General features: G+C 39.1%; 9 protein-coding genes. All 9 read right to left on the reverse strand.

Annotated elements, in window-relative coordinates:
- Position 1: 1 nt before the first annotated feature.
- The 9 genes from CDG79_RS19680 to CDG79_RS19720 all read right to left on the reverse strand — a co-directional run bounded on the left by CDG79_RS19680 (position 2) and on the right by CDG79_RS19720 (position 15,239).
- Positions 2 to 2,404, reverse strand: coding sequence for an ATP-binding protein (locus tag CDG79_RS19680; RefSeq protein WP_094343630.1), 2,403 nt, complete (start codon positions 2,402 to 2,404; stop codon positions 2 to 4).
- 4 nt (positions 2,405 to 2,408) lie between these two features.
- Positions 2,409 to 2,933: a Rab family GTPase gene (locus CDG79_RS19685; protein ID WP_094343631.1), complete on the reverse strand. Its 525-nt coding sequence runs from the start codon at positions 2,931 to 2,933 to the stop codon at positions 2,409 to 2,411.
- A 47-nt stretch (positions 2,934 to 2,980) separates the two neighbouring features.
- Positions 2,981 to 5,182, reverse strand: coding sequence for an OmpA family protein (locus CDG79_RS19690; RefSeq protein WP_094343632.1), 2,202 nt, complete (start codon positions 5,180 to 5,182; stop codon positions 2,981 to 2,983).
- 87 nt (positions 5,183 to 5,269) lie between these two features.
- Complete coding sequence (locus CDG79_RS19695) at positions 5,270 to 5,926, reverse strand: hypothetical protein (protein WP_094328600.1); 657 nt, start codon at positions 5,924 to 5,926, stop codon at positions 5,270 to 5,272.
- A gap of 259 nt (positions 5,927 to 6,185) precedes the next feature.
- Positions 6,186 to 10,907: a response regulator gene (locus CDG79_RS19700; RefSeq protein ID WP_094343633.1), complete on the reverse strand. Its 4,722-nt coding sequence runs from the start codon at positions 10,905 to 10,907 to the stop codon at positions 6,186 to 6,188.
- A 72-nt stretch (positions 10,908 to 10,979) separates the two neighbouring features.
- Positions 10,980 to 12,209, reverse strand: coding sequence for a hypothetical protein (locus tag CDG79_RS19705; protein ID WP_094343634.1), 1,230 nt, complete (start codon positions 12,207 to 12,209; stop codon positions 10,980 to 10,982).
- Between the two features lie 597 nt (positions 12,210 to 12,806).
- Complete coding sequence (locus tag CDG79_RS19710) at positions 12,807 to 13,019, reverse strand: CopG family transcriptional regulator (RefSeq protein ID WP_094343635.1); 213 nt, start codon at positions 13,017 to 13,019, stop codon at positions 12,807 to 12,809.
- A 50-nt stretch (positions 13,020 to 13,069) separates the two neighbouring features.
- On the reverse strand, positions 13,070 to 13,750 hold the full coding sequence (locus CDG79_RS19715; protein WP_094328596.1) for a response regulator transcription factor: 681 nt from the start codon (positions 13,748 to 13,750) through the stop codon (positions 13,070 to 13,072).
- Positions 13,751 to 13,802: 52 nt separating this feature from the next.
- On the reverse strand, positions 13,803 to 15,239 hold the full coding sequence (locus CDG79_RS19720; protein WP_094343636.1) for a sensor histidine kinase: 1,437 nt from the start codon (positions 15,237 to 15,239) through the stop codon (positions 13,803 to 13,805).
- Positions 15,240 to 15,586 lie beyond the last annotated feature (347 nt).

Below are 15,586 nucleotides of genomic sequence, written 5' to 3' on the forward strand. Positions count from 1 at the left end.
ATTAGGAGTTAGGAGTCCTGATTAAAAATTCTTGGATGCGTTTCACAAACTCTTCTAAGCCTAAAATTAAGTTATTAGTACCTCGATCCTCTTGGTTATAAGCTAGTTGTTCTAGTTTTTCTGCTAACAGATGCATCGTTGTAGCTCCAATATTGACACTAGCACCTTTAATTTGATGTGATTGAAGCGCTATTTGGTCAAAATCATGAGATGCGATCGCTATTTTAACTACCTCTAGCCGAGGTTGAATATCTTCAATAAATATTTGCAGTAGTTCTAATTCAAATTCTGGGTTGTTTTCTGATAGTTGATGCAAGCGTTCCCAATCAATTGGGAGGTCAACTGAACCTATATTTGTTGTAGAAACTGTCCGATCTAAGATATCTGTTTCTTCTACTCTGAATATCATCCTTGCCCAATGCTCTAGAGTCGCCGCTAATTTTTCTTTCATTACTGGCTTACTCAAATAGTCATCCATTCCTGCATCTAGGCACATTTGTTGGTCTTCTTTCATCGCATTAGCTGTCATCGCAACTACCACAGGACGACGACCGCTAGCAAAGTTACTTTCTTGCCAACGATGAATTTGTTTTGTGGTTTCTAATCCGTCGAGAATTGGCATTTGGCAATCCATTAGAATTAAATCGTAAGGAATTTTTTCTAACAGATGCAACGCTTCTTTGCCATTATTTGCAACATCAGCACTATAACCCAGGCTTTGGAGTTGTTTCAAGGCTATTTTCTGATTCACCAGATTATCCTCAGTTAAGAGAATTCTTAATTTAGGCAAGTCAGAAGGACGATAATCACAGTTATTTTCAGAATTTCTCACTTGTAACTCCTGTACTGACGCAAGGACTTGCGCCCCTGCTGATTCCTCTGGAATAACAGAAGCGGCAATCGTAAAGTAAAATGTGCTACCTGTATTGAGTTCACTTTCAACCCAAATTCTGCCACCCATTAACTCGCACAGTTGCTTGCAAATAGCAAGACCTAACCCAGTACCGCCATACTGTCGAGTAATGGAGGAGTTTACTTGACTGAAGGCTTTAAATAAACGTTCCATGCGATCGCTCGGAATACCGATGCCTGTATCTTTAATACTAAACTGAATCTCGTCAGTATTTGCAGCAGCAGAAGAACGATTAATATCCTTATTCTTGCGGATGATAACTGAAACTTCTATACTTCCAGTCTGGGTAAATTTAATAGCATTACTGAGTAAATTAATCAAGACTTGGCGTAGTCGGGTGATATCTCCCACAATCGTAGTAGGAAGTTTAAGAGTATCTAAAAATGTAATTTGTAAACCTTTTTCTCTAGCTTGAGGCGCAAGTAAATAAAAAGCTTCATTAATGCAACTTTGCAAAATAAAAGGTTCCTCTTCTAGTTCCAAATTACCCGATTGTACTTTAGAGAAATCAAGAAAATCGTTAATAATTTTAAGTAAGGAATTTCCACTGCTGTAAATGATTTCAACAAAGTCTTTCTGCTGACCAATCAATCCACAATCTAGTAACAAACTGGCCATCCCAATTACCGATGCGATCGGAGTCCGAACTTCATGGCTAATCATCGCTAAGAATTCTTGTTTAGCAAGTTCTGCCTGTTTGCGTTCAGTCATGTCTCGCAAAATGTAAACATAGCCTTGAAAATGCTCAATTTCTGTCTTAACAATTGAGTAGGAAAAAGCTACGGAAATTGTTTTTCTACTTTTGGTATAACAAACAGTTTCTACCTCTTTTAGTAAAGGATTTTGGTCTGGATTTAGGAATGTCTCAATATTTTCAATATTTCCTATCTCTAATTTATAGCTATCGACTTCTCTAATAACTTTGGTGATAGGTTGACCGATGAGTTCTATTTCGTCATATTCTAACAATACTTGTGCAGCTAGATTCAGTTTTTTTATCTTTCCTGACAGTGTTGTTACCAACAATGCATCTGCCATTGATGTCACAATTTGGTCAATATATTGTTTAGAAGCCTTTAAATTACGTAATAAAAGATTTGCTTCATTTGCACCTTGAAATAAAGATTGCTCAAGAACCATCCTTTCTGTCGAATCTTCTACAATAATGATGAGGGGATTGATAGAAGAATTTTCTTGTATATTCTTAGTAATGCGAATATCAATATACAAAGGAGAAGCCGCATCTTGTGAGCGCATAATTCCCTTTAATTCAAAATTATCTTGCTCGCCATATCGAATTGCATCAAAAATATCTTCAAGTCCCTCTAATTCGGGAAACGCAATCCGAACATCCTCACCTTGCTTGACTTCATCAGGAATGTTGGCAAAATGATTTAGTCCAACAGATATCTCTACAATTTTAAGGTCTTCATCAAGTATCAAATATTCAATCTTGCATACAGATAATATATTTATCAACAATGAGTTCATTTTACTAAATTAAACGATGGGCTAAGGTTTTAAATATCTCATCAACATTATTGCCAGTTTTAGCTGAAGTTATATATGTGTCTAATATATTAGTTTGATTGGTAAATTGATACGTTTTACGAATATTTTCTAAGTATTCACTCGCAATCATATCTGATTTATTCAGTGCAACAACAATATAGCTTTTAGGATTAACAGCTAAAAAAGTTTGAATATGCTCCCCTATATGATTGAGTGTTTCTGGTTGTGTGACATCACCAACTATCACAGCACCTTTAGAACCTTGAAAATAGTTTTGAGCAACTGCCTTAAACTTATTACTGCCTTCAATATCCCAAATTAGCAACTGTAAATTTTGCCCATTATCCAGGTCTTTTGTAGAAACATTAACTAATTTACGAGAAATTTTTACCCCTACAGTTGAAAGATATTCATCGCTAAATTGACATTCTACAAATTGGCGAATTAGACTGGTTTTGCCAACCCCAAAATCACCAAATAAGCAAATTTTTTTAGAAAATGTAGACATAATTGAATAAACGTAGGTAGTATAATATAAATCAGAGCTATTTTAACTTAAAGTTGCTTGTTTATCGCTTCTAGAACTACACAACGGCTTAACCATAAGGGATGAGTTGGATCAATTCCTGGTGGTAAACTTGTCCTACCAATAACCTGTAGACGAGATGGCTCGATACCTAATTTAATCAGTGCTTGTTGTACAGCTTTTGCTCGCGTAAGTGCCAAATTTTGAGATGTGTTTGTACCAGTATGGTCATAACTATAACCAATAATTTTTAAATGTTGATTTGGGTGCTGATTGAGGAAAGATTTGACCTGTTGAACCTTGTACCCTAAATTCGTTTTGATTAAATTTGCTGAGTCGGGTTGAAAATAAAATCGAACTTCAATTCGCAGAGGTTCTACTTGCACCGTGCTAGATACAAATTTTACGCCTGGAATTTGCTCAAATGCATGAGCAATAATCTGAGCATCTGTAATCCGATTGACAGTACCTTCAACAACTACTTTCCCCGCGCTGTATTGAGCGGAAATAGCTGTACCATTCGTCTGATTTAAAACGGTTGTGACTCGTTTAACTTCAGCAGCAGCTAATACAGGATCTGCTGGTACTTCTACTAATAAAATTTGATTGTCAATCAACCAATGGGGGGAAGTTACTTTAACAATTTGCTCGGCTTTCTGGCGAAGAAGTTGATTAGGTAATAGTCCTGTTAATTTTAATTTATTGTGTTCTACCTGCACGTTTAGCCGATATACGGCTAGTTCTGGAACAGAAGTTAGAGCCAACGAAGTTTTACTTTCAATAGAACGGATGACTCCACTATGGTGTTGCCAAATGCCCCAAGGAATGAGAATGCTGCTGATAACTGTTAAGCCTAATATTGCTAACGGTGATAATTGATTTTTTTTCTTTTCCGGCGGAACATCTGTACCTTTAAGTTCTTCTAAGACTGTATGAATTTCAATAGGGATTGTATCTGGATCGCCGTCAAATTGTTCAATTAGATCGCCATACTTTTTAACTATTTGACTAAAAGTTTGCCGCATTTTTAGAATAAAGCTTTTGCTAGTGTCTCCTTGCACAACGAGCGCTAAATAACAGTATCCGGCAACTTCTAAAATTATTTTGGATGTACCGTATTCAATTGCGTCTAATTCTGTTATGGTTCCAGATTGATTGATGCAATCATTGGCAAAGCTGCGAATCGCCGTCAGCATTCCTGCTACCATATCAGCCTCTAGCTGCTGTGCATCAGAGCGCTGAATATCTGAGATAACTAAACCAGATGCTTTATGAATCAAGAAAATTGCTTTAATTGTAAATGGGAGAGCTTCTTTAAGAATTAATTCTGCTTCGGAAACTCCCTGTAATTTGGCACGAATTTTACGTTTTATCCCTTCAACACTAAGGGTTTCTTCAACTTGCCGGTTAATGGCACGGATTGTCTCTGCCATATATTTGGCTATGGTACTACCAATAATTGGGTAGAGTGCATCCACAACAATATTCTGTTCAATTTCAATTTGCTTTTTTATGGCTCGTCCCATTGCAGGAGCGATCGCATCTGAAACTTCCTCTGGAGCAACAATAATCTGCTGAGTAATAGCTAGGGGAATAGAAGGTGCGATCGCTTCACTCATGCTAATTTTATCTTGCTCAGTGCGACTGCGGATAGTTTGATCGATAATCGGGGCAATTATCTGTACAATTTCCTCTCTAGACTCTGCAATCTTCAGCCTTAAAAGCTCAGAAATACATGGAAGGAGTAGATTTATTAGCTCTTTAGGTTCGTAAATTTGATTCTCTATTTTTATTAAATTTTGTTCAAACTTAGCTACAATATTATTTGTTTGTGATAATTCATCTCCGACTAATATATCTTTTAACTTTTGCAATGCATCATCTGAATTATCTGTATTTTCCTCAAAAGTTGCAAATAGCTCAATAGATTTCTCTAATTCGTCTTCGACAAATTTTGCTGAATTAGGTGCATTTTGACGAGAATTAAAAGTCGATTCTAAATAAGCCTCACATATTTCTATTGTCACTGGAGTGAGTTGCAATGCTTCAAATTTTGTTGTAGTCAGATGCTCATCACCACGATCGGTTTCAGATGAAAATGAAGAAAAAGATTGCTCAGGTGGTTCGATAATTTTGAGTTCGACAAGTAGATGCACTAAATTGTCAATTTGTATAGCTTCTTCTGGCTTTAACTCAACAGATTGAGAAATTGAATTTTCCACCTGAGTCATATCAGTAAGTTTTGTCTTTAAAAGTGCTGAGTTGAGAGTTAGGAGTGAAGAATTGTCTCTTTCATCTTCCTTTGCCTCTTGAGTGGATTACGAATGTAATTCTGCTGTACTGTTAGAGTGAGTTGACACTTTTGACAACTTTGTAGTTTCTAGAAGCGGTACAGCAGTATAGTTGTCGTTGTGTTCATCGGCTGCTTCTCGTAATTTAGGAATAAATTCAGTTTCTTTTAGGCGCATTCCCAAGGCAAACAAAGTTTCAGCCATATCGTCTTTAGAAACTTTAGTGTCTGTTAACTGCGAGAAGCGTCGATCTATTTCTTCTAAAATCAGATCCCGTAATGCTGTGACATCATCTTGTAAATGGACTTTAGTTTGAAAGATTTCATCTCGAATTGAGTTAGTTTGGTTATCTAATGTTTCATCAAGGGACTGAACACTGCTAGAGAACTTTTTATTGAGTCTATCAACCTGTTGCCGTAAGTCAAGAGTTTCTTCTTGAGTTGTCAGGTTGAGTGACTTCAGCTTTTTATCCAGCGCCTCAAACCCTGCTTTTAGTTCAGCCGAAAAGTTAGATTTGAGTTGTTCGACATGCGATCGCATTTGTTGTTGCAACAGAGATATGTCTGACTCCAGCTTGCTAAATCGATTTTCGTACTCTCTTAGCTGTGTTCCCAAAATAATATCGCGGATCTGATCGATATTGCCAAGCCGTTCTCGGACATCGTCTTTACTCATCTGACTCATCAGAAAAACCTCACTTTTCGGGAATTTATTGGGGATAGGAGGTATGAATTGAACTGGCATTTAGGCTAAAGGTTCTCAGCATAAGATGCAGCTAACTCACCGAACCTATATTTGGTACATCAAAGTTATTATTCCCAATTATTCACAAGTTCTATCTTAAAAATAGGAAATGGGTAATGAGAAATTTAGAATAAGTATTTTTCATGCTTACTCATAGAGAAATATCATTTTTGATAAGTTAATAAATATTATTAACTTATCAGACTTTTGGGTTATTATCTTCGCCGCTCAAAAATTCTTGGATGCGTTTCACAAACTCTTCTAATTCCGAGATTAAGTTAGTACTACCTCGACGCTCTTGATTGTAAGATAATTGTTCTAGTTTTTCTGCTGCCAGATGCATAGTTGTAGCTCCAACATTAGCACTAGCACCTTTGATTTGATGGGCTTCTTGCGCTATTTGCTCAAAATTATGAGTTGCGAACGCTATTTTAATTACCTCTAGCCGAGGTTGAATATCTTCAACGAATATTTGCAGTAGTTCCAATTCAAATTCGGGATTGTTTTCTGAGAGTTGATGCAAACGTTCCCAATCAATTGGGAGGTCAACTGAACTTATATCTGTTGGATAAACTGTCTGCTCTAAGGTATCTGTTTCTTTTACCATGAATATCATACTTCCCCAACGCCGTAACGCCGCCGCCAATTTTTCTTTGATTACTGGCTTGCTCAGATAGTCGTCCATTCCTGCATCTAGACACATTTGTTGGTCTTCTTTCATAGCATTAGCTGTCATCGCAATTACTACAGGACGACGACCACTAACAAAGCTGCTTTCTTGCCAACGATGAATTTCTTTTGTGGTTTCTAAACCATCGAGAACTGGCATTTGGCAATCCATCAGAATTAAATCGTAGGGGATTTTTTCTAATAACTGTAAAACTTCTTTCCCATTACCAGCAACATCAGCGCTATAACCCAGGCTTTCGAGTTGCTTCAAGGCAACTTTCTGATTCACCAGATTATCTTCAGCTAAGAGAATTCTTAATTTATGAGAGTCATAAGTCGGAAGGCGGTAGCTAAGAGAATTATTGTTGCTGTTGTTTTCGTAATTTTTCAGTTTTAACTTATGACCCCTCAATTCTGATTCCTCTTGTGCCAACTGCGTTCCTAAAATAGTCATGATGGTATCGAGGAGTCGGGACGGTTTAACCGGTTTGACCAAATAAGCCGCAAATCCTATTTTTAGCGCCCGTTGGATTTCATCGCGTTGATTAGTAGAAGTAAGCATAATCATCGGTAGCCCAGCGATCGCTGAATTTGCCTTAATTTGTTCTCCTAAAGTCATGCCATCTATTTCAGGCATCTGCATATCAATTACAGCAATGTCATAGAGGTTTTTTTGCTTGGCAGCCTCCTGAATAGCAATGAGTGCAATACTAGCCGAAGCAGCCTGATCTACCAACATCCCCCAACGGGTAACTTGATGGTAGATGATTTTGCGATTAGTGGCATTATCATCCACAACTAACAAGCGTCGATTCAGCAAAAGTTCGCGATCGCCCTTGGCGGTAGCAAAGCGATCCCTTTCTGTGGGAATCGGGTCAAGTTGTTGGGGGAGAGTTACTTCAAACCAAAATTTAGATCCTTTCCCCAATCGACTTTCTACGCCAATTTCTCCTCCCATCAAGCTGACTAGTTGCTTGCAGATGGCTAATCCCAAACCTGTGCCGCCATATTTACGAGTGGTGGAAGCATCTACTTGGGTTAATGGGGTAAAGAGTTTGCATTGGTCTTCAGGGGTAATGCCAAGACCGGTATCTGTAATGGAAAAATAAATGGTGGCTGTAGTAGAAGTTTGCGAATGCAATTCTGCTCGGACTACTACCTCTCCATTGCTGGTAAACTTGATCCCATTGCTAATCAGGTTCATGAGAATTTGCCGCAGGCGGCCGGCATCGCCTTGGAGATGGGTGGGAACGTTGGGATAGATAAATGCTGCAATTTCTAATCCCTTATTATGGGCTGGGGGAGCCAATAATTCCAACACCTCTTCTACACAGATAGATAAGTCAAAATCTAGAGTTTCGAGTGCCATTTCCCCAGCTTCAAGCTTGGACAGATCCAAAATTTCGTTGATTAGGCTTAAAAGAGCATCTCCACTAATGCGAATTGTTTCGATAAAATCCTGTTGCTCCGCGTTTAGGGGAGTTTCTAACATTAAGCCTGTCATCCCCAACACAGCATTCATCGGAGTCCGAATTTCATGACTCATGTTTGCCAAAAAGGCACTTTTAGTTTTAGAAGCTAATTCAGCTTGTTGGCGGGCAACTTCGAGTTCTTTTCGCTGTTGAGTTTCTGCATATAACATTTGGGCTTGGGCTAAGGCAATACCGACTTGATCGGCTATTTGCCGTAAAAGATGAGTTTCAAAGCTAGACCATTGGCGGGAATTGCCGCACTGATGGACAATCAACAAACCGCAGAGTTCTTCTTTGACAAGAATGGGTATAACCAAATTGGATTTGACCGCAAATTGTTCCAGTAATTCTACATGCCTTTTTTGGACTTCTACTATATCTAAGTCAGCAAGCCCCAGATTGCGTTTTTGACGATACTGCTGTAAATAGTACTGCTGTGCATATTCCGCTTGAAAGTAAGCATCGGTGAGCTTTTTCTCTTTAATTGCTAGCCAGCCAGAAAGTACTGCCTCAACCACAGTGCTTTCAGATCCATCTGCCAAGGGTTGATAAATCAAAACTCGATCGCTATGGAGAATTTTTTGGACTTCCGTAACACTGATTTGGAGAATTTCTTTGATTTGCAAAGACTGACGAATTTTCAGGGTGATTTCAGTAAATAGTTGCGATCGCAAATTTTGGCGTTGGAGTTCTTCTTCTGCCTGCTTGCGCTCAATAAACTGCCCTACTTGTTCGCCAATAGAATTCATCACTTTAGCCAAATCTGGGTCGGATTGCTGAATTTCATGGCTAAAGCAGGTAATGACACCAAGAATGTTTTTACCACTATGGATCGGAAAACCAAAAGCCCCGTGCAATTCTGCTTGGGCAGCGATTTGAGAGCGGATGAAATCGTTATCTTTAACTACATCAACGATCCAAACAGGTTCAGCACTTGCCCAGACACGACCAGGTAGGCCAATTCCTGGTGCAAAGGTGGTCTGCTGACTAAGGATTTCAAATTCTTGCATATTTGAAGATAGTTTATACCAAGAATTTAGTAAATACAGTAGATTTACTCGCTGATTTACCATCCAAATTTCACTGAAATCCCATCCCAAACTCTCGCAGATTCCTTGCAAGATTTGGGGCATGGCTTCGTTGATTGTAGTGGACTCTGCTAAGACGCGTGTTGTAGAATACTGAGCTTTGAGATGCTGTTCTGCTCGTTTGCGTAGACGAAGCTCGTCGTAGACATCGCTGATGTCAACACCTGTGCTAACAATGTATTCAATGCTACCATTTTCATCTTGCAAAATAGCGTTAGCCCATGAAATCAGCCGCCGACTGCCATCCTTTGCTACCCAATAGTTCTCATATTCTTTAAGTCCTTCACCAGTTCGCAACTGCTCAAAAACTGCTTTAACTGGTTCTACTTCTTCAGGAATTAGAAACAGGTTCCAGAAATGCCTTCCTCTCACCTCATCAAATGAGTAACCAGTTGTTTGTTCGCAAGCTTGATTGAAGCGAACGATTTGCCCTTGTGTATCCAGGACTATTACCAAAGCACTGGCTGTATCAAGGACTGCTGAAATAAAGTTGCGTTCTTGGTTGAGTGTTTCCTCTGCTAATTTACGTTCTTTTCCCTCCCGATAAATGAAGTAGTAGACTATGGCCAGAATCAGAAAACTTAGGCAAATAGCGATCGCAAGTGTCAATACTGTGTTGTTTGCACTAGCTTTTGCAGCTTGTGATTGCTGTTGAAGCAACCTTTTATCCTCATTCTCTATCTCATTAATGACTTTGCGGATATCATCCATGAGATATTTTCCCTGATTTGTCTGGATTACCTGCAATGCTGCCTCGAATCCCTGATTTTGACGCAGGTATATAGTCTGCTTGAGGATGGCAAGCTTTGCAGCTATCAGAGATTCAAGGGTCGCAAACTGCTTTTCTTGGCTAGGTTGATCTGCGATTAAATCCTTCAGTTCGGCAATTTTTGGATCGATGTTTGCAACTACTGCTTGATAAGGTTCCAGATAAATTTCTTGTCCAGTAAGGATATAACCGCGTTGTCCAGTCTCCGCATCCTTCATCTCGGACAGTAATTCTTCCAGTTTATTGATCTTCTGTTGAGTTTTTTGTACCTGATTACTAGTATTAATCAATATACGTGTATTTTGATAAGAAATCACGCCAATCAAAACTAAAATTGCTGATGCTAACCCAAACCCTCCAGCTACTCTTTTAAAAAATTGTTTCCGTCCCTTCTGTGCCTGTTTGTGTGTATGATTCGCCAATACTAAGCTTGCTAAATTGCGCCGCATTTCTAATTGCTTGATTACTTGACGACCTAGAATTCGTAATGCTTCAACTTGTTCTGGCGACAAGTTTCTTGGCACATGGTCAATTACACAAAGCGTTCCTAGTGCATATCCTTCTGGGTTAGTTAGTGGTACACCAGCATAAAACTGAACATTTGGATCAGAGGTGACTAGGGGGTTTGTCGCAAATCTTTCGTCAAGTGTGGCATCAGGTACAACAAAAACCTCCGGTTGTAGAATCGCATGGGCGCAGAATGCCATATCTCGCGGGGTTTCTAGGGCATCCAAACCAACTTTAGACTTGAACCACTGGCGATCGCTATCAACTAAACTGATTAGGGCAATAGGAGTTCCACAAATATATGAGGCGAGACGCGTGAGATCGTCAAAGGCCGCTTCCGAGCGAGTATCGAGAATCTTATACTCCAAAAGAGATTCGATTCGCTGTTTTTCATTATCAGGTAATGGTGCTTTCATTCTTCAGCCTTATCCCATTTTGGATTTTAGATTTTGGATTTTAGATTATTTATAGGGTTTAACTCCTGCCTCCTAAAATCTGACCCGCAATTGTCCTGTCAAGGAATTACCACCGTATGCACTTCCCCCGGTTTCTTGATTTCGGACATTACTAAAGCTATAACCAAGGTCTGCCTCTATACTTGGTGAAACCTTTACCGTACAGCGCGTTTGATAGGTATTGGCGTTGTCAAATTCTCCTTTAAGTCGCTGCTGTCCTAAGTTGGCAGCGAGGCGACAGCATAAGAAATTAGCAATATCTCCTTCCCAAGCCACCTCAGCGTTGTAAACTAGAAAATCAGGTGGGGAGAAATAGCCACTTGTGCGTTCTAAATCGCGATCGAAATTCCAAGTGAATAAGTTAGCTGCTAGAGAAAACTGTCCGAACTTGCGCTCTAGCCGACTAAATGACTGCACCTCAGAATTACCATCGTTGTAACTACCCAAACGCAATGATGAAAAGAAACTGGTTTTACGGTCAATCTGCCAGTATAAATCAGGCCCAAATCGCCAAGCAGTAATTTGATTTTCTAAAGTTCGGGCATTGGATTTATAAGGCCCTTGTTCTAAATTACCTGATAGTACTACTACCGAGAGCAATTGGCCAGATGACGAAACTTGCGGCGGCGAAATGGGAGCCTCCACCTTAGCATTCAGATTAATAGCTGTAGGTAAACGATTGAAGACATCGACTCCAGCTGCTGTTTGCAGAGTCACTTGCCCAATTTTTCCTTGCCATCCAACTTGCAAGGGGAAATTTGTAATTGATTCAACACCACGTTGCTCAAAGAAGTTAAAACCTGTCTTAAAAAATATTTTATTGCCATTACTCAATCGAAACTGAGCCGTTGGTTCAAAAAAGAAGTTGGTTTGGCCAAAGTTATCTGTCTCATAGCTATAGTCTGTATCAATGCTTTCCAAAACTGCATCCGGCGTTCTTGGTTCGGTGGAAGTTTTTGGTGGGCTAGAATTCTGGGGTGGTTCGGGTAACGCTGGTGGTAATTGCAAATCAGGATTGAAGTTTTCGGGTGCCGCCATCAAAATAGGTGTTGACTCAGGATTTATTTTGGTGACTCCCTCAGTCAATTCTGAAGGTGATTTCCATATCTGATGTGCTTGGGCAGCATGTAACTTAGCTTCTGAGAATGTCCAAATCCCTACGCTACAGATTACTCCCAATTGAACCTGTAGGCATCTCCAAATCAACCCAGTGTACGACCTATGTTGAGAAATAAAGAGATAAACTATAAAACTATCTGCCATTGGTCGATACTATAGTTGTAAATAAAAAAATTGCTGCCAAAGAGTTTCTGGCTGCTAGCTGATGTATTCGGCTTGGGATTATGATGCCCAAAATAGATGCTTGTTAAGACATCGCCAAGAAAAAAGGCTTTATTTTTATAGGGCTGTTCCCTGACTGTCTAATTAGTATTTTTGGCGAGTAAGTAGTGAGCGAGAAGAATTTGATATATATGAAGAAATATAAGTTGGAAGTAGGGTAGGAGATGTTGTGCCCTAGCTTAACGCACCTTGAATTGATCGCTCAGTTCTTGCCCGCGCTTCAAGAGAGCGATCTAGAAAAAGTTAAAGGGAACAACGAGAAGGGTTGAAATTCATCCCTTACCCTTTTCCCTTTAACCAAGAAGTATTGCCTTTAGTCCTATCGGTAAGTCAACATAGCAGATTTATCGCAGGTTGCAAGTAAGTGAGGTACAAAATGCACAACTCAAAATCAGATATAAAGCATAAAGATGCTTCTATCTCTTGCTTCCAGCAATAACTGCCTCAAAACCCGTAGCTTTGTACTTCATACAAGAGAAAACTGCCGGATGAGATTTGGCGGGATATTCTGGTGAATATTTACTGTGATATCGATCCACTGCCAACTGTTATTCTTGAGTCTGCTGTTCCCACTTCAGAGTTTTCAGAATTTTCAACCTCAAGAGATCGGAGCAATTCTCGAATTACATCTGTTGCTGGCCTTCCTGTCAAAGCACAGTAGTTCTCAAGTTTCTTCATTTCTTCGGTTGTGAGATTTACTGTTAGTCGTTTAACAGCCCATTTTTTATTCATGATCCTATTTTGTCTTTAATATGTTGCTTTGTGTCGAAATCACCAAGTCATTACGATTGCTCCCGCAGTGCATAACCTACACCACGGACTGTATGAATCAAACGCTTTTCATTATTCTCTTCCAATTTGAGTCGTAGATAACGAATATATACTTCAATGATATTAGAATCACCCATGAAATCGTAACCCCACACTTTCTCTAATATTTGATCTCTTGTAAACACCTGACGGGGATGTGAGAGGAGATATTCTAATAAATGAAACTCTTTTGCTGTTAACTCAATGCTTCGTTTTTCGCGAAAAACTTCACGAGTGCGGCGATTTAAGCTTAAATCTTCAAATTGCAACACATCCTCGTCTGTTTCTTGGGTGCGGCGCAGATGAGCGCGAATTCTAGCTAGTAATTCCTCAATGCTGAAGGGCTTAACTACATAATCATCGGCTCCTGCGTCTAAACCGGCGACGCGATCGCTCACTTCATCTTTTGCTGTCAACAAAATCACTGGTACTGTACTACCCGTTGCTCGCAAACGGCGACAAATTTCTAAACCCGTTAGTCCTGGTAGCATCCAATCCAAAATCGCTAAATCTGGCGATGAGTCTCGTGCCAAGGTTAAACCAGCAATACCATCATGGGCTACACTTACTTGGTATCCTTCGCTACTTAGTTCTAATTCGACAAATCGTGCCAGTTTGACTTCATCTTCTACCAAAAGGATATGTACTGTCATAAGTTTGTGTATTGGTTTATGGTGCAATTCTGAACTACCCACACTTCCCTAATCAGATAGAACTGCTATATGTAGGTAGACTGATTGTAAACGTACTCCCTTCACCTAACTTTGATTGCACGCTGACACTACCTCCCATACCTTCTACAAGTGTCTTGACAATAGATAAACCCAAACCACAACCCCCAGTAGTGTGAGAGCGGGATTCATCTACGCGGTAAAATCTCTCAAATATCCGTGCTTGCTGTTGCAAAGGAATACCATGACCTTTGTCACAAACTTCAATAATTGCCTTATCTTGAAGTTGATTCAATTTAAAAACTATGGGTGTATCAGCTTCAGAATATTGAATAGCATTATCCATCAAATTTAATAAGACTTGTTTGAGACGGCTATAGTCTGCTTTCACCTCAATTCGGTCAACTTCTGAATCGATTTTAATTATGCGATCGCTATACTTTTCTGCCATCATCACCACTTCTTCAACCAAGTCATTTAGCACATAACATTTCATTTGAAAATATAAGTAACCATTATCGGCTCGTGCTAAATCAAGTAAGTCTTGTAGCAGACGGATAGTGCGTTCTGCTTCCGATGCAGCAGTTTCTAAAGCTTCTTTTTGGGTTGGGGTTAAGTTATTTTGCCTTCGCAAGACGCTTTGCAAGTAACCATGTACAATAGTTAATGGTGTGCGTAATTCATGAGAAACATTACTCACGAATTCTCGTTCTTGCTGCCAAGATTGGGATAAGCGAGATAAGAGCATGGTTAAAGTTTGAGCTAATTCTTTAACTTCGCTCGGTGCATTATCAAGATATAGCTGTGCTTGTCCTAAGTCATCAGCCGAAATCACAGAAGCCATTTGATTTAGCTGGCGTAGAGGTTGCAGAGAACGTCTAATATAAAATGCGATCGCAGCAGTTAAAATAATAATTGCTAAAAAACTAATAATAACTAAACTCTGCACCATTACCACAAATATTCTCTGTTCGTGGGTAATATCCTTGACTACAAATAACTCACCCAGTAACTTACCCTGCACTTGTACAGAACTACCACATAAAACAAAATAGCTTTGGTTTATTTGATAAACTTGTGGTTTAATCGGCATCTTAGTCAGGGACATTAACTCAGCTACCGTAGTATCAGACAATAAATCCAAAGTAGCAGATTTAACTAAAATTTTATTATCGGGACTTTTTAGCCATAATAATGTGTTTGTATTTGCCAAGTTATTGATGGCCTTTTGTAATCCAGTCTCAGGCTGCATCATTTCACTATAAATTTGCACATCTTGCGGCAAACGTTTGGCAATTTCTTCTATACCATACTTATGACTATCAACTAAGATTTGCTGCATTTTCCAACTAGTCCATGTAGCGAAGCTACCTAATACCAAAGCCGAAAATGCAGCGATACCAATTGTGAGGCGTGACTGTAATGAAAATGGGTCTATATTTATTATCCAAATTTTTATGATTTGCTTCACTGTTATAGTTACATTTTAGGTATTGAATCAGGCTACATTAATAAAATCATAATCCTAAATATAAAGTTACTATTAACTACTACATCTTTAGTCATAGCTGACTTCAACTTACCTCTGTTGCATACCTACAGTGAAAAGTACAGCCATTCCAAAAAGATTTTTCTTTAATCGATCTCTCAACTCGGTAAATTATTGTCTAATAATAAATTAAGGTAATTTACTATGAATTAAATTAATTTCAGATGAGAATTACCTTAAATTTTCTACTTTTGTATTCTTGTTTGAATAGAATGACTGAAAATAGCTCTTGCTGTTGAATTCAGATATTGTCGGATGGACGGCTGAAT

Source organism: Nostoc sp. 'Peltigera membranacea cyanobiont' 232 (assembly GCF_002245985.1).
GTDB lineage: Bacteria > Cyanobacteriota > Cyanobacteriia > Cyanobacteriales > Nostocaceae > Nostoc.